The organism is Methylobacterium mesophilicum (assembly GCF_036441335.1).
In the GTDB taxonomy this organism is placed as follows: domain Bacteria; phylum Pseudomonadota; class Alphaproteobacteria; order Rhizobiales; family Beijerinckiaceae; genus Methylobacterium; species Methylobacterium mesophilicum_B.
Genome location: NZ_MLBW01000027.1, coordinates 108,462 through 127,632, shown reverse-complemented (window position 1 = coordinate 127,632; position 19,171 = coordinate 108,462). Strand labels below are relative to the sequence as shown.

The window sequence follows — 19,171 nt, the reverse complement described above, 5'->3', positions numbered from 1 at the left end:
CCGAGGAGACGTGCAGGATGCAGCACACGGCCCAGGACAAGGCCCGACGGGCGGATTCGGTCCGCACCGGATCGTTCTCCGCATGAGCGGCGCCACCAGCGGCGCCCTCGCCGAACGCCGGCCCGACACCGCGCCGAGCAGCACGCCCGGCAGCACGACGCCCGGCAGCACGCCCGACGCCGCCCTGCACGGCCGCGTCATGGCGCTGCGCGAGGGGCTGGAGCGCGGCCTGATCGGCAGCGCCGGCCTCGTGGAGCGCCTGCTGATCGGGCTCCTGACCGGCGGCCACCTGCTGATCGAGGGCGCGCCGGGCCTCGCCAAGACCCGCGCGGTCAAGCGCCTCGCCGACGGCCTCGACGGCTCCTTCGCGCGCATCCAGTGCACCCCGGACCTGATGCCGGCCGACCTCACCGGCACCACCGTCTGGCGCCAGGCGAACGGCCAGCACAGCGGCACCTTCGAGTTCCTGCCCGGACCGCTGTTCCACGCCCTCGTGCTGGTGGACGAGGTCAACCGCGCGCCCCCGAAGGTGCAGTCGGCGCTGCTCGAGTCCATGGCCGAGGGGCAGGTGACGGTCTCGGGGACGACCCACCGGCTCTCCGACCCGTTCATGGTCGTGGCCACCCAGAACCCGATCGAGCATGCCGGCACCTTCCCGCTGCCGGAGGCGCAGCTCGACCGCTTCCTCCTCCACGTCGTGGTCGACATGCCCGACGAGGCCACCGAGCGGGCGATCCTCGACCTGGTCGAGGGCGAGATCACCCACCACGTCGACGCGATGACCGTGCGGCTGTCGCTGGCGGACGTGCGGGCCGCCCGGGAAGCGGCGCTCGCCACCTACGTGTCGCCGGCCCTCAAGGACTACCTCGTCCGGCTGGTGGCGGCGACCCGCACCGACGCGGCCGCCCCGGACCTGCGCGCCCTGATCGAGCACCCGGCCTCGCCGCGCGGCACCCTGGCGCTGATGATGGCCGGCAAGGCCCGGGCCTGGCTGCGGGGCCGCGACCACGTCACGCCCGAGGACGTCGCGGAGCTGGCCCGCGACGYCCTCTCCCACCGGATCGGCCTGACCTGGCGGGCGGCCGCCGAGGGCCGGACGGCGCGCGGTGTGGTCGGCGAGCTGGTGCAGCGGGTGCGGGCGCTCTGACGGTGTTCGGGTTCGGGCAGGCGCGCCGCAGATCCCCTCCCCCCGCCGCGGGGGCGGCTGGCCCGACCGCCGGGGGGCCCTTCCCTGCCCGGGAGGCGGGGCGAGACCGCGCCGAGCACGGCATCCACCTCTCGGGCGAGGCCCTGATGGGCCTGCGCCACCTCGCCCGGCGGGGCTCGGCCCCCGCCACCCGGACGCTGGCGGGCCTGCCGGGCGGCATCGTCACCCGGCGCCGAGGGCGCGGTTCCGAGCCGGAGGATGTCCGCCTCTGGTCCGAGGGCGACGACCGCCGCTTCATCGACCGCAACGCCACGGCCCGCACCGGGCAGCTGCACGTCCGCACGCACCACGACGAGCGCGACCGCGCGGTGGTGCTGCTCGCCGATTTCCGGCCCGGGATGCTGTTCGGCACCCGCCGGGCCCTGCGCTCGGTGGCGGCCGCCGAGGCCCTGGCGCTGCTCGGCTGNTCTCGCAGCCCCGCACCGGCTTCGGGCGGCTGCTGATGGGCCTCGGCCTGCCGGGCCTCGCCGCCGACGTGTTCGTCGATCCGGCCTGGCGCGCCACCGCGCTCTACGAGGCGGGCCGCTACGCGGACGCGGTCGCGCTGTTCCGCGCCGGCGGGCGGCGGGCGAGCTACAATCTCGGCAACGCGCTGGCCAGGGCCGGCGACCTCGACGGGGCGCTCGCGGCCTACGACGAGGCCCTGCGCTTCAACCCCCGCGACGCCGACGCCCAGGCCAACCGCTCGCTGATCGCCCGGATGCGGGCCGAGGTGATCGACCGCGGGCCCGGCGGCGGCATCGCCAACGGCACCGCCCAGTACGGCGCCCGCTACAACAACACCGCCAACCAGGACCAGAACAACGACATCAACGCCGCCTCCAGCGGCGAGGGCCTCGCCGGCAACAAGGAATCGAACGCCAGCGCGTCGCTGCCCGGCAACAGCAAGGTCGCCCGCCGCGGCAAGGCCGAGCAGCAGTCGATCGACGCCGGCAAGGGCCAGGCCCGGGGCTCGGCCGGCGACGCGGCCGGCCGCGGCCGGACCGGCGGTGGCTCCGCCATGGTGGCCGAGGCGCCGGAGCGGGAGGTCCGCCGGGTGACTAAGAGCTTCGAGGCCCACGAGATCCGCCCGGACCGGCTCTGGCTCCAGACCCTGCCGGACGATCCCGGCCGCTATCTCAAGCTGCGCCTGCGCGCCGAGCAGACCCGCCGGGTCGAGGCCGGCACCGCGATGCCCGCCGGGAGCAACCCGTGGTGACTTCTTTCGGGCTGGCCGAGATGCGCGCCCCGGCTCTCGCCCTCATCCTCCTCGCCCCCCTCCCCGCCCGGGCCGAGATCGAGCCGGGCGACCTCACGCTGACGGTGACCGCGGAACTCAACGGCAACAGCGCCCCCTTCCCCCGCGAGATGGTGCTGCTGAAGATCCACGGGGTCTACAAGCAGCCGATCCTGCTCGAGGAGGTGGTTCAGCCCTCCCTCGCGAACTTCTCCTGGACGCAGCTCGGCCGCGACCACTGGAGCCGGACCAAGCTCCCCGACGGCCAGAGCGCCATCGCGTTCGACCGGACCGTGGCGGTGTTCCCGCACCATGCCGGGCAGTTCACCATCGAGCCGTTCGTCCACAAGCTCACCGTCAACGATGTCGGCGAGCGGCGGGTGGTCGAGGTCCGCTCGAAGCCGATCCCGTTCCCGGTGGCGCCCTGGACCGCGCCCACCGGCGGCCCCGACGCCAAGGAGCCCTGGTGGCTGCCCGCCAAGGACGTGGCGATCACCGATTCCTGGAGCCCGGACCCCGAGACCATCAAGGTCGGCGAGACCGCCCGCCGGATCGTCACCCTGGAGGCCCAGGGCATGGTCGCCGAGGGCCTGCCGCCCCGGCCGGTCATGCGCACCCGCGGCATCATCACCTTCGCGGGGCCCGTCACCCGCGAGACCCTGCTGACGCCCTCGGGGCCCGTGGCGCGGGCCACCTACCAGTGGGACGTGAAGCCCGGCGTGCCGGAGATCATCCCCCTCGACGCCATCGCGATCCCGTGGTTCGACACCAACACCCGCACGATGCGCGAGACCGAGATCCCGGCCCGCCAGATCGGCGGAGGCCTGCCCGACCGCGAGACCGACCGGGCGCCGCCCGCGATCCCGTCGCCGCTGGTGGTCGCCGCCGCGGCGCTCGCGGCCTTCGGGCTGGGCCTCGCGCTGATCGGCTTCGGCCTCGGGCGGCCGACCGGTTCAAGGATCACGGCCACGATCAGAAGGGCAACAACGACCTCCTGATCCTGACCCAGCCCGACGCGATCCGGCAGATCCACCTCGACTACTTCCTGGCCGGCGCCGACGTCTGCGAGACCAACACCTTCTCGGGCACCACCATCGCCCAGGCCGAACGCCGGACGGGATCGGGATTTGGGCTGCCGGAACCGACCGGCACCGGAGATCCCCATGCCCGCGACCCCGCACAGATCCACCCGCGCCGCCAAGGGCGCATCGACCCTGCGCATCCCGTCCGTCGCCCTCGCCACCGCCCTCGTGACCCTCCTGGTCCTGCCGGCCGCGCTGCCGTCGGCGGCCCTCGCCCGGTCCTCCGGCACCGAGCGCACGCTGAAGAGGGTCGACACCGACCACGACGGCACGATCGACCTGGCCGAGGCCCAGGCCGCCGCCGGCAAGGTCTTCGACGCCGCCGAGGCCGACAAGGACGGCACCGTCGACGCCAAGGAGCTGAAGGGCCGGCTCAGCAAGAAGGACCTGAAGGCCGCCGACACCGATTCCGACGGCACCCTCGACCGCAAGGAATACCTCGCCCTGGTCGAGCAGCGCTTCAAGGCGGCCGATCCCGACAACGACGGCACCCTCGACGCCGAGGAACTCAAGTCCCCGGCGGGGCGCAGCCTGCTGCAGCTCCTGAAGTAGGCGCGCCTCCCGGGCCCGCGGCCGTTGCACAGTTCATGAGCAAGTACTATTCCTGTGCAACGGCTCACGTTCTGAGCAGGCATCAATATTTTGCACTATCTTGCGTCATCTGAATTGGCCTCGTAGGTTTCGGTTATCCGGTCAGCAAAGCATCGGTAAACCACCAGGGAGGAGCGCGATGGCACGCGCCAACGAGGTCAAGGACAGGTTTCGCGCGCGGCTGCAGGCGGCCGACGAGCGCAGCAACGACTTCCGGCGGAAGCTGCTCGAGGACGGGTCCCGGGCGCTCCAGCCCGTCATGGGCGTGCTGAACCTGATGGCCGAGGTCCTCAACGAGGAGGACAACGTGCACGGCAGCATCACCGGGCTCGAGGCGAAGATCGATCAGGACAACTTCATCAGCCTGTGCGCGCAGCTGCGCGGCACCGAGTCCGAGCAGAAGATCAAGATCAAGTACGGTCCGGAACTCGGCGGCAGCAACTACATCTCGGTCTCGGGCTTGAACCAGCGCTACAACGAGCGCCTCGTGCCGGGGGCGGCGAGCTGCTCCATCGGTCGGACGGTCGGCAGCGACATCCAGCTCGACGAGCACCGGGGCGACGAGCTGGCCGAGGTGGTGCGCGAGGTCGTCGAGGACTTCTACGCGGCCCAGATCGAGCAGCGCAGCCACTTCGCCTCCGCGCGCTGACACCGGCGGCTCCGCGGACCGATCCGCGCGCCGCCGGCATCAGGCAGCCCGCCCCGTCCTCGGGAGGACGGCCGGACCCCGCCGAAGGGCTCGGCCCTTCGGAGGCCCCGCCTCAGTCGGCGATGAATTTCAGCCGGTGGTCGCGGTAGAGGTCGACGATCGCCGCGGCGGTCTCCTCGATGGACCGGCGGGTGACGTCGATCGTCGGCCAGCGGTTCTTGGTGAACAGCCTGCGGGACATCGTGATCTCGTCCGCCACCGCCGAGCGGTCGACGTAGAGGGACGATTCGTCGGCGTTGAGGCTCGACAGCCGGTTCTGCCGGATCTGCACGATCCGCTCCGGCGAGGCGAACAGGCCGACCACGAGGGGCTTGCGGGCCCGCTCGATCGCCGGCGGCAGCGGCATGCCCGGCACCAGCGGCAGGTTGGTGGTCTTGAGGCCGCGGTTGGCGAGGTAGATCGAGGTCGGCGTCTTCGACGTCCGGCTGACGCCGAGCAGGATCACGTCGGCCTCCTCCAGATCGTCCGGCAGGTTGCCGTCGTCGTGGGCCAGCGTGAAGTTCATCGCGTCGATGCGCTTGAAGTACTCGGCGTTCAGCATGTGCTGGGCGCCGGGCCGCGCCGTGGTCTCGGCGCCGAGATACGCGCGCAGCAGGTCGTGGACCGGCCGCAGCACCGACAGGCAGGGCGAGCCGGTCTCCCGGGCGACCTCTTCCAGCCGCTCGCCGAGGTCGCCCCCCACCAGGGTGTAGAGGACGAGGCCCGGCGCCGCCCGGATCTCCGAGATCACCCGGTCGAGCTGCGCGGCCGAGCGCACCAGCGGGTAGACGTGCTCGATCGCCGAGACGCCCTCGTACTGGGCGGCGGCCGCGCGCCCGACATTGATCAGCGTCTCGCCGGTGGAGTCCGAGACGAGGTGGAGGTGGAAGTAGCTGCGGCCCATTCCGATCGCCTCTGCGGTCGACCTCGCAGCCGACTGTGCGGTCGCCTCGCGCGGCGCCCACGTTGTCCACCGCCGGCCGCCGGGGGAGTCGATGAGTGTGGATAGGATGCCCCGCCGGGCCGGTCCAGGGCGATCCCGGTGCGCGCTGTCGACTCCGCCGTTCACAGGCAGATGATCGGGACGCGCCGAATCCGACTCTCTGGACGAATCGGCCGCGAATCCGGCGCCCGTACACGACTCGGCGTTGCCAAGGCGCTGTCGGACCATCCGGTTCTCGCAAGTTGGAGGAAATCCTTTAAAGCCCCGTTAACGGCGCGGCGGCGGGGACCGCCTGTGGACGCTTTTGTGCCCCCGAGATTCGGCCCCCCAAGAGAAAAAACAGACTCCAAGAGTCTCTCTTATCTTTTCGAAGGGGCCTGTGTGGGGATCGGCGCGCCTCGACTCGACAGGACGCCCGCCGACGGGCATGCGGGGTGAGGGATACGGGATGGGAGCGACCATGACGGGGACGGAGCGCGGGCCCGAGCGGGAGACGTCCGGGACGCCGTCCGAGCGCAAGGTGCTGCGCGTCCTCGAGGGCGAGGCGATCGGGCCGCCCCCCGCCTGGATGATGCGCCAGGCCGGCCGCTACCTGCCGGAATACCGGGCGACCCGGGCCGAGGCCGGCTCGTTCCTCGACCTCTGCTACAGCCCGGACTTCGCCGTCGAGGTGACGCTCCAGCCGATCCGGCGCTTCGGCTTCGACGCGGCGATCCTGTTCTCCGACATCCTCGTCGTCCCCCACGCGCTCGGGCAGGACGTGCGCTTCGTGGAGGGCGAGGGGCCGCGCCTCGACCCGCTCGACGGTCGGGACGCGTTCGCGCGCCTGCGCGAGGCCGGCGACCCGGCGATCATGACCCACCTCGCGCCGGTCTTCGAGACGGTGACGCGGCTGCGGACCGAGCTGCCGGGCGAGACCACGCTCCTCGGTTTCTGCGGCGCCCCCTGGACGGTGGCGAGCTACATGATCGGTGGCCGCGGCACGCCGGACCTCGCCCCCGCGCGGGCGCTGGCCGAGGGCGACACGGCCCTGGTCGACACGCTGATCGACCGCCTCGTCGCGGTGCAGACCGAGTACCTCGTGCGCCAGCTCGAGGCCGGTGCCGACGCCGTGCAGATCTTCGAGTCCCACGCCGGCACCCTGCCGCGCGCCGTGCCCTCCGCCGTTCCGGCCTCGGACGGCACGGTCGAGCCCGTCGGCGACGTCGCCGCGAGCGCCCTCGTCGAGGAGCGGGTTGGCGATGGCGGCCTCGGCGGCGCGGTTGGCGCGCTTCTCGCCGGACGCCTCGCCGGTGCCCATCATGGCCTTGCCCATGCCGCGCATGATCGCCCGGACGTCGGCGAAGTCGAGGTTGATGAGGCCCTCCCGGCCGCGCTCGCGGCGCGTGAACCGGCGGCCGATGCCCTCACCCGCTGGTCGCTGCGGCCGATCGCCCGGATGGTGGCGGGCGTCCGCGCCCGGGTGCCGGGGGCGAAGATCATCGTGTTCGCCCGCGGCTCGGGCCTCGACGGCCATGCCCGGGTGGTGCCGGAGACCGGCGCCGACGCCGTCGGCGTCGACTGGGGCGTGGACCTGAAGGCCCTGCGGCAGACGGTGCCGGCCGCGACGGTGACGCAGGGCAACCTGCATCCCGACACGCTGATCGCGGGCGGCGCGGCCCTCGACGCCGCCGTGGACGCGGTGCTGGCGGCGACCGCCGGCCTGCCGCACATCTTCAACCTCGGCCACGGCATCACGCCGCAGACGCCGGTGGCCCATGTCGAGCGGATGCTCGCGCGGCTGCGCGGCCAGGGCTGAGCCGTGCTGTACGACTGGATCAAGGCCCTCCACGTCATCAGCCTGATCGCCTGGATGGCCGGGATGCTCTACCTGCCCCGGCTGTTCGTCTACCACGCGAGCCTGCCGCCCGGCGCGGAGGCGCAGTCCGCGACCTTCAAGGTGATGGAGCGCCGGCTGCTCAAGGCGATCATGAACCCGGCCATGATCGCCACCTGGGTGTTCGGGCTGGCGCTCGCCTGGATGAGCGGCTTCTACGCGAGCGTCTGGCTGCAGGCGAAGTTCGCGCTGGTGCTGGCGATGTCGGGCATCCACGGCTGGCTCGCCCGGATGGTCAAGGATTTCGCCGCCGACCGGAACACCCGCGGGCACAAGTTCTACCGGGTGCTCAACGAGGTGCCGACGCTGCTGATGATCGGCATCGTCATCCTGGCGATCGTCAAGCCGGGCCTCTGATCCCGCGATGCCGGTCGGAGCCTTTCCGCGGCCAGCCCGTTGGGAGGCCATGTCGAAGCCCCTCATCCGCGCCCTCGCGCCGGCCGTCCTGGCCGTCCTGGCCGTCCTGGCCGCCCCGGTCGCCGGCGCGATCACCGCGTCCCCCGCCCGGGCCGCGAGCTTCCCGTGCGACAGGGCCGAGGCCGCCGACGAGAAGGCGATCTGCGCGCATCTCCCCCTCAACGACCGGGACGTCGAGATGGCGACCCGGTTCGAGATCCTGAAGAGCGTGCTGCCGATGGGCGGCCAGGCCAAGCTGCGCGACGACCAGGAGGCGTGGCTGACGGAGCGTCGGGCCTGCGGCGGCGACGTCGGCTGCCTGACGGCCGCCTACGACGCCCGTCTCAAGGTGCTGCGCGGGGTCCTGGCGGAGTTCGCCAAGCAGGGCCCGTGAGGGTGCCCGCGCGGGTTCCGGCTCTCGCCCGCGGTCAGGCCGCGCGCGGCAGCGCCGCCTGCGCGGCGTATTCCGGCCGGCCCTCCGGCCGGCACGCGGCCACNCCAGCGGCGTGCCCGGCCCGGCCGCCACGAGGCTGCCGTCGGCGAGCTCGCGGGCGACGAGGCTCTCGGGCAGCCACGCGCGGCCGTGGCCCGCGAGGACCATGAACTTCAGGGCCTCCGCCATGGCGTTCTCGTTGACATGGGCGGCTTCCGCCGCGTCGCCGGCCAGCGCCGCGACCCGGCCCAGGAACGAGTCCCGCGGATAGCCGAGCCCGGGCCGGTCCGCGGCCGGCCCGGGCCGCTGCACCGGCACGAGGCTGTCCCGGCCGATGACGAGGTGCGGGAAGGCCGCCGGGTCGAGGGGTATCGGCACGAGGGGATGGTGGTAGGTCAGCAGCAGGTCGTAGCCGCCCTCGGCCAGCGCCTGCACGCAGGCGTGGAAATCATCGGGCAGCAGCCGGCTGCCGAGGGGCCCGGTGCGGGCCTCGACGTCCCGGAACCAGCGCGGGAAGACGGTCAGCGCCAGGGTGTGGAGCGCCGCCACCGACACGGTCCGCGGCGGCGGCCGGATCCGGGCCCGGAGCGCGTCGCGGCTGCCGTGGAGCCGCCGCACGGTCTCCTCGGCGGTCTCCAGGAACAGCCGGCCCTCCGGCGTCAGGGCGGTCGGGTAGGTGCTGCGGTCGACCAGCGCGACCCCGAGCCAGCCCTCGAGCGCCCGGATGCGGCGGCCGAAGGCCGGCTGGGTGACGTGGCGCTCGACCGCCGAGCGCGAGAAGCTGCCGGTGCGCGCGAGGCTCAGGAAGTCCTCGAGCCATTTCAGCTCCATCTCGGCTCCATCGCGCGGCGGTCTCAGAGCCGCGCCAGGAGCCGCTCCGCCAGCGGGTTCTCGGCCGCGAAGGCGTAGTCGACCCGCCGCACCGTGACGGCCCGCGCGCCGGCCTCGACCAGGGCGCCCGCGAGGTCGAACACCGCGGCCTCCCGGCAGCGCAGGACGATCTCGCCCTCCGGACCCTTCGGTGCGCCGTAGGGCAGCTCGGCCTCGTGCAGGCCCGCCAGGGTGGCGAGGTCGATCGTGCCGCTCTCCGGCAGGGCGGCGCGCACCTCCCGGGTGGTCCGGGCGCGCTCCTCGGCGGCGATGCGGCCCAGCACCGTGCGGAGCGCGGCCCGCTGGCCCGCGCCCCAGGGCGCCTTCAGCGAGGCGACGAGGTTCGCCTCCGAGCGCAGGATGATGCCGTCGTCCAGCACCTTCAGGGCGTTGGCCGAGAGCGTCGCCCCCGTTGTGGTGATGTCGACCACGATCTCGGCCGAGCCCGCGGCCGGCGCCCCCTCGGTGGCGCCCAGGCTCTCGACGATCCGGTAGTCGGCGACGCCCTTCTCGGCGAAGAACCGGCGGGTCAGGTTCACGTACTTGGTGGCGACCCGCAGGCGCCGGCCGTGGCGGGTCCGCATGCCGGCCGCGACCTCGTCGAGGTCGGACATGTCGCGCACGTCGATCCAGGCCTGGGGCACGGCCACCACCACGGTGGCGTTGCCGAAGCCGAGCGGGGTCAGCAGCTCGACCTGGCCGCGCACGTCCGGCAGGGTCTCGCGGATCAGGTCCTCGCCGGTGACGCCGAGATGGGCGGCGCCCGAGGCGAGCTGCGCGGCGATCTCGGAGGCCGAGAGGTAGCGCACCTCGACGTCGGGCACGCCCAGGAGCTTGCCCCGGTAGTCGCGGGCGCCCGCTCCTTGAGCGAGCTTCAGCCCGGCCCGGCCGAAGAACGCGCTGGCATTCTCCTGCAGGCGGCCCTTGGACGGGACGGCGAGGATCAGTGGCATGGGGGTCGCGTCCGGAGCACTCATCGGCCGGCTCCCGCCACGCGCTCGATCCAGAAGGTGCAGCCCACCGCGGGCAGCGGCGCCGGGCTGCCGAGATGGCCGAGCAGGCCGTCGTAGCGGCCGCCGCCCACCAGGGTCGGGCCGTCCCGCTCGGTCACCTCGAAGATGAAGCCGGTGTAGTAGTCGAGGTTGCGGGCGAAGCCGCCCTGGAAGCGGAAGCGCTCGATCGGCAGGCCGCGGGCCGCGATGAAGCCGGTGCGCTCCTCGAACAGGTCGAGGGCGGCCGCGAGGGCGTCGTGCCGGATGCCCGCGTCGGCGACGAGCGCCCGCAGGTCGCGGGCGGCCGCGTCCGGATGGCCGGCGATCGCCCGGTAGCGGTCGAGGAGCGCGCGGTTCTCGGCGTTGAGCCCGGCCCCGCCATGGGCCTNCATCTCACGCAGATACATATTATTTAGAATTTGGAACGCGCGGATCGTGCGCATGTTGAGCGTTGCCGGTGCAAGGCTCGATCCCGACCTGGGATCATCGCTGAATGCGTCGCAAATCGTAGTCCAGCTCCAAATTTGTAGGCTTAAGTTCTTCGGTTTGTTTCATGTCTCACCGGGCTCACGGCGTCGCCCGACATCTCCGCGGCACCGACCGACGACAACGCCGCCGGAGCCTCTGCGTTCGACGTGCGGTTCGACTTACGGTTCGATGCGCGAGTGTCTCAGATCTCCGTTGACGGAAAATGCCGGGCCAGCACGGCGCGGACCTGCGCCACCAGGTCGGCCTCGGGACACGAGACCTGCGCGGGTCGCGCGGCCTTCCACTCGGCGTTGCTGGCGATGGACTCGGCCGCCCGGGCACCCTCGATCAGGTCCTTGATCTGGACCTCGCCGGCCAGGCGCTCGTTCGAGCCCTGGATGACGGCCACCGGGGCGCGGCGCCGGTCGGCGTACTTCATCTGCGCCTTCATGCCGGCGGCGCCGAGGTAGAGCTCGGCGCGGATGCCGTCGGCGCGCAGGAGCGCGACGAGCCGCTGGTAGTCGGCCATGTTCTCCCGGTCGAGGACCAGCACCACCACCGGCCCGGGCGCCTCGGCGCCGGCGATCAGGGGGCTGTTCACGAGCTGCAGGGCCGAGAACAGCCGCGAGACACCGATCGAGAAGCCGGTCGCCGGGACCGGCTCGGCCCGGAACCGCCCGACGAGGCCGTCGTAGCGCCCGCCGCCCGCCACCGAGCCGAAGCGCACGGTCTGGCCGTCCTCGTTGGTGACCGGGAAAGTCAGCTCGGCCTCGTAGACCGGGCCGGTATAGTACTCGAGGCCGCGCACCACGCTCGGATCGGCCCGGATCACGTCGTGCCCGTAGCCGGCGGCGGCGCAGAGGCGCATGATCGCGTGCAGCTCGGCGATGCCCTCCCGGCCGGTCTCGGAGTCGCCGACCGCCTCGTGCCAGCCGGCGAAGAACTTCTCCCAGAACGCCACCTTGTCGGCGCCGTCGCCGGCATCGGCCTGGAACGACACGTAGGCGAGGATCCGGCCGATCGCCGTCGCGTCGAGGCCCGCGCCCTTGGTGAAGTCGCCGCTCTCGTCCTTGCGGCCGCCGCCGAGGAGGTCGCGCACCCCGTCGACGCCCAGCCGGTCGAGCTTGTCGATCGCCCGCAGCACGGTGAGGCGCTGGCCGGCCTTGTCGGGACCGGCGAGCCCGATCGCCTCCATGACGCCGTCGAGCACCTTCCGGTTGTTGACCTTGACCACGTACCGGCCGCCGAGCCCGAGGCGGTTCAGCGTGTCGGCCATCAGCATGCAGGTCTCGGCATCGGCCGCGACGCTGCCGGCCCCGACGATGTCGGCGTCGAACTGCATGAACTGGCGGAAGCGGCCCGGTCCCGGCTTCTCGTTGCGGAACACGTAGCCGGCCCGGTAGCTCCGGTAGGGCTTGGGCAGCCCGTCGTAGTTCTCGGCCACGAACCGGGCCAGCGGCGCCGTCAGGTCGTAGCGGAGCGACAGCCACGCCTCGTCGTCGTCCTGGAACGAGAACACGCCGGCGTTCGGACGGTCGAGGTCGGGCAGGAACTTGCCCAGGGCCTCGGTATACTCGACGAACGGCGTCTCCAGGGCCTCGAACCCGTAGAGTTCGAAGCTCTTGCGGATCGTCTCCAGCATCCGGCCCTGCGCGGCGATCTCGCCGGCGCGCCGGTCGACGAAGCCGCGCGGCAGGCGGGGCTTCAGGGTCTCGGCCTTCTCGGCCTTCGGGGTGACGGGCGGTGTGTCGGGCTTGGACATGGGTGCATTCGCTTCTCGCGGACCCGAGTCCTGGGTCCCGCATCGAATCTTCGATCGTCTCCGGCGGGCGGAGATCCTGCGGCCGGGCTCTAGAGCATGCCGGGCGAAAGGGGAATTCGGTTCGCGGGCGCTCTGGCCGCCCGACCATCCGGCGTTGTCGTCCTCGCGAGCGGAGCGAAGCAGTCCAGGCAGCGCCGCGCTTGTCGAGGTCGCGCCGCCCTGGGTCACGTCGCTGCGCTCGCGATGACGGAGAGGGCGCATCGACCGGAGCGGAACCCGGTCCGGCACAGGGCGCGGTTCACCCAGACCAGAGACCTCAGTACGGCGCGGTCAGCTTCAGCCAGAGCAGGGCCGCGAGACTCACCACGGCGATCGGCATCTGCAGCGGGCGCAGGCGGGCATGCGACAGGGGCACCTCGCCGGCGCGCGCGGCGATCGGGTCGAGGATCCCGATCGCCGCGTAGCCGAGGATCAGCATCGCGAGCGCCGGCACCGCCTTGCCCATCACCGCCGCGAACAGGCTGCCCAGCCCGAGGCCGTAGAGGACCAGCATGGTGACGATCTGCGACACCTGCGGTCCGCCCTCGGTCCGGAAGCTGACGCCGCGGCGCACGCCGGCCAGGAACAGCAGGATCGAGGCGGCGTAGAGCAGGGTGAACAGCGCCACGAGGTAGTCGAGGGGCTTGCCGTTCAGCCACCACGCCACGGCGGCGCCGACGGCGATCGGCAGCATCGGGCCGAAGCCGAAGACGATCTCGAGCCAGGGAATCCGGCGCGGCTCGTGCGTGGTGAGGGTGCGTCCGGTGGCGTCGTCGCGCATGGCGGTCCGGGGGAACTCTCGATTCGACGGTCTGCTGCGCTGCAGCACCGGGACAGGGAACGGCCGCGCACCGGCCCGGTTCCGAAACACGGCCCCGCGCCTGGCGCGACGCTGACTGTGTAGCGCCGGCGCGGCGCTGCGGCGAGGCCCGCGGACCCCCCGCCGGTCGCCCCACCGGTCCTCCGGGCCGCCCCCGGGCCGCCCCCGGGCCACTGACGCCTCCGTCGACCAGCCCGGGCCCTTGAGTGCGGGCGAAAAAGGCGTTATCTGTGTCGGGCCCTCATCACAAGGTCTGCGCCGCAGCGCGCCCGTGAGCCGCGAGGGTCCTGCCTCATCGGTTTCGCCAACCTGACCCCGGGCCCCTCGCCGCAGCGCGGCCCGCTCTCCGACGCCCGTCCCCCGGGCACCTGGCACTGAACCGGCCCTCCCACCACCTCCGTCGGTCGCAAGATACCCCCATGACGCCAAATCCCGACGCCCTCGCCGACGACATCGAGACCGCGGAGCCGGCCGATGTGTCCGCCGATCGCCCCACCATGCCGGCCGCCCTCGAGGGCGTTCGCGAGGTCAAGCTCCAGGACCTCAAGTCGAAGACGCCGACCGACCTGACGGCCTTCGCCGAGGAGGTCGAGGTCGAGAACGCCTCGACCATGCGCAAGCAGGAGCTGATGTTCGCCATCCTGAAGCAGCTCGCTGCCAAGGAGGTCGAGATCATCGGCTCGGGCACCGTCGAGGTGCTGCAGGACGGCTTCGGCTTCCTGCGCTCCTCCGACTCGAACTACCTGCCCGGCCCGGACGACATCTACATCTCGCCGACCCAGATCCGCCGCTTCGGCCTGCGGACCGGCGACACCGTCGAGGGCCCGATCCGCGGCCCCAAGGACGGCGAGCGCTACTTCGCGCTCCTGAAGGTCAACACGATCAACTTCGAGAACCCGGAGAAGATCAAGCACAAGGTCCATTTCGACAACCTGACGCCGCTCTTCCCGACGAAGCGGTTCAAGCTCGAGCTGGACAACCCGACCAAGAAGGATTTCTCGCCGCGGATCATCGACATCGTGGCGCCGATCGGCAAGGGCCAGCGCGCCCTGATCGTGGCGCCGCCGCGCACGGGTAAGACCGTGCTGATGCAGAACATCGCGCAGTCGATCACCCTGAACCATCCCGAGTGCTACCTGATCGTGCTGCTCATCGACGAGCGGCCCGAGGAGGTCACCGACATGCAGCGCTCGGTGAAGGGCGAGGTCATCGCCTCGACCTTCGACGAGCCGGCCACCCGCCACGTGCAGGTCGCCGAGATGGTGATCGAGAAGGCCAAGCGCCTCGTGGAGCACGGGCGCGACGTGGTGATCCTCTTGGATTCGATCACCCGCCTCGGCCGCGCCTACAACACCGTGGTGCCGTCCTCCGGCAAGGTGCTGACCGGCGGCGTCGACGCCAACGCCCTGCAGCGGCCCAAGCGCTTCTTCGGCGCGGCCCGCAACATCGAGGAGGGCGGCTCGCTCTCGATCATCGCCACCGCGCTGATCGACACCGGCTCGCGCATGGACGAGGTGATCTTCGAGGAGTTCAAGGGCACCGGCAATTCCGAGATCATCCTGGACCGCAAGGTCTCCGACAAGCGCATCTTCCCGGCGATCGACATCACCCGCTCGGGCACCCGCAAGGAGGAGCTGCTGGTCCCGCCGGATTCGCTCAAGAAGACCTACGTGCTGCGCCGCATCCTTAACCCGATGGGCGTCACCGACGCGATCGAGTTCCTGCTCGACAAGCTGCGCCAGACCAAGAGCAACGGCGACTTCTTCGACTCGATGAACACCTGAGGTCGCCGCCGGTCGCGGGCATCACCGCCCGCGTGGCGAGCGGCGCGGAGCGATCCGGGGCGCGCCACGGTGGCGGGCCGCGCTCTGCCCCGGGTCACGTCGCTGCGCGCGCGGGTGCGCCCGCCGCGACGCCTGTCCCGCGGCGGCACGAAACGCGATTCCGGCCCGATCGGGCCGTTGACCGTCCCCTAACCGGCCTCTGCCAAGGTCACCTTCGGGCGCCAGGTAGCGTATCGGCGCCGCGACAGCCCCGCCGGCCGGTCCATCCCGGCGGCGGGGCTCGTCGCAGCCCGGCTCCCCGCTTGCACCGATCCCCGGATCCGTGACACTGGCGCGATGCCCCGCTCGCCCTGGACCGGTCCGGATCCGCTCCTCCTCGCCTCGACCAGCCCGACGCGGCGCCTCCTCCTGAAGAGCGCCGCCCTGCCGGTCGAGACCGCCGCCCCGGACGTCGACGAGCGCGCCCTGGAGGCGGCGAGCGCCGGCCTGTCCCCGCCCGATCTCGCCCTGCACCTCGCCCGGGCCAAGGCCGAGTCGGTGGCGGCGCGCCATCCCGGGCGGGTGGTCCTCGGCGCCGATCAGGTGCTCGACCTCGGCGGCACCGTGTTCCACAAGCCGACCGACGGCGCTTCGGCCCGGGCGCAGCTCGCCCGACTCGCCGGCCGCACCCACGCCCTGCACGCCGCCGTGGTCCTGGCCGGGGCGGTCGAGGACGCCTTCGTGGAGACCGCCCGGCTGACCCTGCGCCCCCTCGATGACCGGGCGATCGCGGCCTATGTGGACTGCGCCGGCGCGGAGCGCGTGCGGGCGAGCGTCGGCGGCTACCAGCTCGAAGGGCCGGGGATTCACCTGTTCGAATCGGTCGCGGGCGATCACAGCACCGTGCTGGGCCTGCCGCTTCTCCCGCTCCTCGCGCGGCTGCGCGCCGCCGGGCTTCTGGCTTTCTGAGGGAGTACCGCCTTGGCGGCACACGACCATGCGCACGGCGGCCACGGCGGCCACTCCCACGGCGGCCACTCTCATGGCGGTCTCGGCGGCCACGCGCACGCGCCGAAGGATTTCGGCACGGCCTTCGCCATCGGCATCGTGCTCAACACCGCCTTCGTGGTGATCGAGGCGGCCTACGGCTATCTCAGCAACTCCATGTCGCTGGTGGCCGATGCCGGCCACAACCTCTCGGACGTGCTGGGCCTCGCGGCCGCCTGGATCGCCGCGATCCTGGTGCGCCGCCGCGCCAGCGCGCGCTTCACCTACGGCTACCGCGGCTCCTCGATCCTGGCCGCCCTGTTCAACGCGGTGTTCCTGCTGATCGCCATGGGGGCGGTGATCTGGGAGGCGCTGGTCCGGCTGGTCCACCCGGAGCCCGTCGCGGGCACGACCGTGATAGTGGTGGCCGCGGTGGGGATCCTGGTCAACGGCCTGACCGCGTGGCTCTTCGCCAGCGGCGCCAAGGGCGACATCAACGTCCGCGGGGCGTTCCTCCACATGGCGGCCGACGCCGCCGTCTCGGCCGGGGTCGTGGTGGCGGGCCTCGTGATCCAGCTCACCGGCCTCGCCTGGCTCGACCCGGCGGTCAGCCTCGTCATCGCCGCCCTGGTGGTCTGGGCGACCTGGGGCCTGCTGCGCGACAGCGTGGCCATGTCGCTCGACGCCGTGCCGCCGGAGATTTCCCCGGACGCGGTGACCGGCTTCCTCCTCGAGCGGCCGGGCGTCGCCGGCCTCCACGACCTGCATATCTGGCCCATGAGCACCACCAGCGTCGCCCTGACGGTCCATCTCGTGATGCAGGAGGGCCATCAGGCCCACCGCCTGCCCGGCAACGGCTTCCTCACCGAGACCGCCGAGGGCCTGCGCGCCCGGTTCGGCATCGGCCACGCCACCCTCCAGGTCGAGGAGGCCGGCGGCCCGGCCTGCCGCCTCGCGCAGGATTGCGCGGCGTGAGCGGCGCCCAGCCCCGCGCCTTCGTGGTCGGCCACCCGATCGCCCACTCGCGCTCGCCGCTGATCCACGGCCACTGGCTCGCCGTGCACGGGATCCCGGGCTCCTACGAGCGGCTCGACGTGCCGCCGGCGGCGTTCCCGGACTTCGTCCGGGCCCTGCCGGATTCGGGGTTCCGGGGCGGTAACGTCACGCTCCCCCACAAGGAGGCGGCCTGCGCGCTCGCCGAGACCCTGACGGCGCGGGCGGAGAAGATCGGGGCGGTCAACACCCTGGTGGTCGGGCCGGACGGGCGGATCCGCGGCGACAACACCGACGCGCCGGGCTTCTGCGCCCATCTCGACCACAGCCTGGGCGCGGCCTGGCCGGACCGGGCGGGCGGCACCGCCCTGGTGCTCGGCGCCGGCGGCGCGGAGCACCAGGGCTGGTGCTCGACGCGCCGGACCGGATGGCGGCGCTGGAGGCCATCGTGCATCCCCTGGTCCGGGCGGCCAGCGCGGACTTCCTGGCGCGGCACGCGGCGGCGGCGCTGGTCGTCCTCGACGTCCCGCTCCTCTACGAGACCGGCGGCGAGGGCCGCTGCGACGCGGTCGCGGTGGTGAGCGCCCCGCCCGAGATCCAGCGCGAGCGGGTGCTCGCCCGCCCCGGCATGACCGAGGCGGCCTTCGCGGCGATCCTCGCCAAGCAGATGCCCGACGCCGAGAAGCGCGCCCGGGCGGATTTCGTGATCGACACGGGCCGGGGGTTTCCCGCCGCCGAGGCCGAGGTGGCGCGGATCGTCGCGCGCCTGACGGCGCGCCGTGCGCCGCCGCACGCCGGCGACGGGTGACACGCCCGGCGGATTGAATATCTGCGGTTGTGTTCCGGTGGGAACACGAACGGCGGGATGGACGTGATGGCGCGGCGCTCGGGCGGGATTGATCCGGTTCGGTCCGGCGGCATCCGGGCCGCGGCCCTTCTCGTGCTGCCGGTCTTGCTGCTGGCGGCCGTGCCCGCGCGGGCCCAGTACGCCGCCAGCTGCCCGCCGCCGAAGAAGTTCGCGGCCGGGGCCTGCGTCACCGCCTGCCCGGGCGGCTACGAGGACCGGGGTCCGGTCTGCGTCTACCGCAACACCTCCCGCTAGGCGGGGCGGTCGGCGCGGCGGTGGACGGGTCGATGGACGGGCCGATGGACGGGGACGGCCGTGCAGGGCGGGTTAACCGTCCGGGCTTATCCCGCTAGGGTCCGCCCCCACCCCCCCGCGAGCCGCGAGACCCATGCTGCGTGAGATCGTCCTCGACACCGAGACCACCGGCACGGAGGCGAAGGGAGGCGACCGGCTGATCGAGATCGGCGCGGTGGAACTCCTCAACCACATCCCCACGGGCCGGACCTTCCACCGCTACTGCAACCCGCAGCGGCCGGTCTCCGAGGGCGCGTTCAACGTCCACGGCCTGTCGGACGCGTTCCTCGCCGACAAGCCGCTCTTCGCCGAGATCGTCGGCGAGTTGCTGGCCTTCCTGGGCGACGGGCGGCTCGTGATCCACAACGCGCCCTTCGACGTCGGCTTCCTCAACATGGAATACGCCCGGCTCGGCGCGGGTGCCCCGCCGCCGATCCGGCTGGAGGACGTGGTCGACACCCTGCCGATGGCCCGGCGCAAGCACCCGGGCGCGGCCAACAACCTCGACGCCCTCTGCAGCCGCTACGGCATCGACAACACCCGGCGCACCAAGCACGGGGCGCTCCTCGACGCGCAGATCCTCGCCGAGGTCTACGTCGAGCTGCTCGGCGGCAAGCAGACCAGCCTCGGGCTCCTGGAGGCGGAGACGGCCGCCCCGGCGGCCGGCTCGGCGGCCGGCTCGGCGGCCCTGGCGTCGGCGGCTCCGGCGGCGCCCCGCCCCTACCGGTCTCGCCTCACGGATGCAGAGCGCGCCCGGCATGACAGCTTCCGCGCGAGCCTCGGTCCTGCCGCGATCTGGGCCGAGTATATCGGGGCGGACGATCCGGCCTGATCCGCCGGTCCGACCCGCTCTCCGATCCGCACGCCTGCCGCGCGGCGCCGGCTGTTGCCGCATCGCACAGGG

The 19,171-nt window shown here is 72.7% G+C and carries 16 protein-coding genes and 8 pseudogenes; 18 read left to right on the top strand and 6 right to left on the bottom strand.

Going from position 1 to position 19,171, the window contains the following annotated elements:
- Positions 1-82: 82 nt before the first annotated feature.
- The 7 genes and pseudogenes from MMR14E_RS18110 to MMR14E_RS18080 all read left to right on the top strand — a co-directional run bounded on the left by MMR14E_RS18110 (position 83) and on the right by MMR14E_RS18080 (position 4,745).
- Entirely contained in the window at positions 83-1,147 is a 1,065-nt protein-coding gene (locus MMR14E_RS18110) for a MoxR family ATPase (protein ID WP_331316148.1), read from the top strand.
- Positions 1,148-1,293: 146 nt separating this feature from the next.
- A pseudogene (locus tag MMR14E_RS18105) lies at positions 1,294-1,611 on the top strand (DUF58 domain-containing protein); the annotation flags it as partial.
- Positions 1,611-2,405, top strand: a pseudogene (locus tag MMR14E_RS18100) (tetratricopeptide repeat protein); the annotation flags it as partial. The pseudogenes MMR14E_RS18105 and MMR14E_RS18100, both read left to right, overlap by 1 nt.
- Positions 2,406-2,425: 20 nt before the next feature.
- Positions 2,426-3,364 (top strand): annotated as a pseudogene (locus tag MMR14E_RS18095) (hypothetical protein); the annotation flags it as partial.
- Between the two features lie 5 nt (positions 3,365-3,369).
- Positions 3,370-3,531 (top strand): annotated as a pseudogene (locus tag MMR14E_RS18090) (homocysteine S-methyltransferase family protein); the annotation flags it as partial.
- Positions 3,532-3,586: 55 nt separating this feature from the next.
- Positions 3,587-4,057, top strand: a complete 471-nt coding sequence (locus tag MMR14E_RS18085; protein WP_331316146.1) for an EF-hand domain-containing protein — start codon at positions 3,587-3,589, stop codon at positions 4,055-4,057.
- A 178-nt stretch (positions 4,058-4,235) separates the two neighbouring features.
- Positions 4,236-4,745: a hypothetical protein gene (locus MMR14E_RS18080; RefSeq protein WP_020094045.1), complete on the top strand. Its 510-nt coding sequence runs from the start codon at positions 4,236-4,238 to the stop codon at positions 4,743-4,745.
- A gap of 112 nt (positions 4,746-4,857) precedes the next feature.
- Here the strand turns inward: MMR14E_RS18080 and MMR14E_RS18075 are convergent, their stop codons facing one another.
- Positions 4,858-5,688 carry a pyruvate, water dikinase regulatory protein gene (locus tag MMR14E_RS18075; protein WP_012321220.1) on the bottom strand — a complete coding sequence of 277 codons (831 nt, stop codon included), beginning with the start codon at positions 5,686-5,688 and terminating at the stop codon, positions 4,858-4,860.
- Between the two features lie 466 nt (positions 5,689-6,154).
- Here MMR14E_RS18075 and MMR14E_RS18070 point away from each other — a divergent pair.
- From MMR14E_RS18070 to MMR14E_RS18055, 4 genes and pseudogenes are all read left to right on the top strand, one after another.
- Positions 6,155-6,865: pseudogene (locus MMR14E_RS18070) on the top strand (uroporphyrinogen decarboxylase family protein); the annotation flags it as partial.
- Positions 6,866-7,147: 282 nt separating this feature from the next.
- A complete protein-coding gene (locus MMR14E_RS18065; protein WP_331316174.1) occupies positions 7,148-7,525 on the top strand; it encodes a uroporphyrinogen decarboxylase family protein in 378 nt (125 codons plus the stop codon).
- 3 nt (positions 7,526-7,528) lie between these two features.
- Positions 7,529-7,960: a protoporphyrinogen oxidase HemJ gene (hemJ, locus tag MMR14E_RS18060; RefSeq protein WP_020094048.1), complete on the top strand. Its 432-nt coding sequence runs from the start codon at positions 7,529-7,531 to the stop codon at positions 7,958-7,960.
- 49 nt (positions 7,961-8,009) lie between these two features.
- Positions 8,010-8,393 (top strand): lysozyme inhibitor LprI family protein, encoded by a 384-nt coding sequence (locus MMR14E_RS18055; RefSeq protein WP_331316173.1) that lies wholly within the window; start codon positions 8,010-8,012, stop codon positions 8,391-8,393.
- A gap of 72 nt (positions 8,394-8,465) precedes the next feature.
- Here the strand turns inward: MMR14E_RS18055 and MMR14E_RS18050 are convergent.
- The 5 genes and pseudogenes from MMR14E_RS18050 to MMR14E_RS18030 all read right to left on the bottom strand — a co-directional run.
- Positions 8,466-9,263, bottom strand: a pseudogene (locus MMR14E_RS18050) (LysR family transcriptional regulator); the annotation flags it as partial.
- Positions 9,264-9,286: 23 nt separating this feature from the next.
- On the bottom strand, positions 9,287-10,279 hold the full coding sequence (gene hisG, locus MMR14E_RS18045; RefSeq protein ID WP_331316145.1) for an ATP phosphoribosyltransferase: 993 nt from the start codon (positions 10,277-10,279) through the stop codon (positions 9,287-9,289).
- The gene (locus MMR14E_RS18040; protein WP_331316172.1) at positions 10,276-10,713 is read right to left on the bottom strand and encodes an ATP phosphoribosyltransferase regulatory subunit; all 438 of its coding nucleotides are present in this window, start codon (positions 10,711-10,713) and stop codon (positions 10,276-10,278) included. The genes hisG and MMR14E_RS18040 overlap by 4 nt, the downstream gene beginning before the upstream one ends.
- Before the next feature lie 251 nt (positions 10,714-10,964).
- The gene (hisS, locus tag MMR14E_RS18035; RefSeq protein ID WP_331316144.1) at positions 10,965-12,524 is read right to left on the bottom strand and encodes a histidine--tRNA ligase; all 1,560 of its coding nucleotides are present in this window, start codon (positions 12,522-12,524) and stop codon (positions 10,965-10,967) included.
- Between the two features lie 316 nt (positions 12,525-12,840).
- Entirely contained in the window at positions 12,841-13,344 is a 504-nt protein-coding gene (locus MMR14E_RS18030) for a DUF3429 domain-containing protein (RefSeq protein ID WP_091978948.1), read from the bottom strand.
- 458 nt (positions 13,345-13,802) lie between these two features.
- Between MMR14E_RS18030 and rho the strand changes: the two genes are divergently transcribed.
- From rho to dnaQ, 7 genes and pseudogenes are all read left to right on the top strand, one after another.
- Positions 13,803-15,167, top strand: coding sequence for a transcription termination factor Rho (gene rho, locus MMR14E_RS18025; protein ID WP_419539366.1), 1,365 nt, complete (start codon positions 13,803-13,805; stop codon positions 15,165-15,167).
- A gap of 336 nt (positions 15,168-15,503) precedes the next feature.
- On the top strand, positions 15,504-16,115 hold the full coding sequence (locus MMR14E_RS18020; protein ID WP_331316140.1) for a Maf family protein: 612 nt from the start codon (positions 15,504-15,506) through the stop codon (positions 16,113-16,115).
- Positions 16,116-16,127: 12 nt separating this feature from the next.
- On the top strand, positions 16,128-17,108 hold the full coding sequence (locus MMR14E_RS18015; protein WP_331316138.1) for a cation diffusion facilitator family transporter: 981 nt from the start codon (positions 16,128-16,130) through the stop codon (positions 17,106-17,108).
- Positions 17,105-17,518 (top strand): annotated as a pseudogene (locus MMR14E_RS18010) (shikimate dehydrogenase); the annotation flags it as partial. The gene MMR14E_RS18015 and the pseudogene MMR14E_RS18010, both read left to right, overlap by 4 nt.
- Positions 17,467-17,934 (top strand): annotated as a pseudogene (gene coaE / locus MMR14E_RS18005) (dephospho-CoA kinase); the annotation flags it as partial. The pseudogenes MMR14E_RS18010 and coaE, both read left to right, overlap by 52 nt.
- A gap of 57 nt (positions 17,935-17,991) precedes the next feature.
- A complete protein-coding gene (locus tag MMR14E_RS18000) occupies positions 17,992-18,228 on the top strand; it encodes a hypothetical protein (RefSeq protein ID WP_331316136.1) in 237 nt (78 codons plus the stop codon).
- 133 nt (positions 18,229-18,361) lie between these two features.
- Complete coding sequence (gene dnaQ, locus MMR14E_RS17995) at positions 18,362-19,099, top strand: DNA polymerase III subunit epsilon (protein ID WP_331316135.1); 738 nt, start codon at positions 18,362-18,364, stop codon at positions 19,097-19,099.
- The last annotated feature ends 72 nt before the right edge of the window (positions 19,100-19,171 follow it).

Excerpts from the sequence above, each read along its gene's own strand:
- MMR14E_RS18020 (WP_331316140.1), top strand. The coding sequence starts at position 15,504 with ATGCCCCGCTCGCCCTGGACCGGTCCGGATCCGCTCCTCCTCGCCTCG.
- dnaQ (WP_331316135.1), top strand. The coding sequence starts at position 18,362 with ATGCTGCGTGAGATCGTCCTCGACACCGAGACCACCGGCACGGAGGCG.
- rho (WP_419539366.1), top strand. The coding sequence starts at position 13,803 with ATGACGCCAAATCCCGACGCCCTCGCCGACGACATCGAGACCGCGGAG.
- hisS (WP_331316144.1), bottom strand. The coding sequence starts at position 12,524 with ATGTCCAAGCCCGACACACCGCCCGTCACCCCGAAGGCCGAGAAGGCC.
- MMR14E_RS18075 (WP_012321220.1), bottom strand. The coding sequence starts at position 5,688 with ATGGGCCGCAGCTACTTCCACCTCCACCTCGTCTCGGACTCCACCGGC.
- MMR14E_RS18030 (WP_091978948.1), bottom strand. The coding sequence starts at position 13,344 with ATGCGCGACGACGCCACCGGACGCACCCTCACCACGCACGAGCCGCGC.
- hisG (WP_331316145.1), bottom strand. The coding sequence starts at position 10,279 with ATGAGTGCTCCGGACGCGACCCCCATGCCACTGATCCTCGCCGTCCCG.
- MMR14E_RS18055 (WP_331316173.1), top strand. The coding sequence starts at position 8,010 with ATGTCGAAGCCCCTCATCCGCGCCCTCGCGCCGGCCGTCCTGGCCGTC.
- MMR14E_RS18000 (WP_331316136.1), top strand. The coding sequence starts at position 17,992 with ATGGACGTGATGGCGCGGCGCTCGGGCGGGATTGATCCGGTTCGGTCC.
- MMR14E_RS18085 (WP_331316146.1), top strand. The coding sequence starts at position 3,587 with ATGCCCGCGACCCCGCACAGATCCACCCGCGCCGCCAAGGGCGCATCG.
- MMR14E_RS18080 (WP_020094045.1), top strand. The coding sequence starts at position 4,236 with ATGGCACGCGCCAACGAGGTCAAGGACAGGTTTCGCGCGCGGCTGCAG.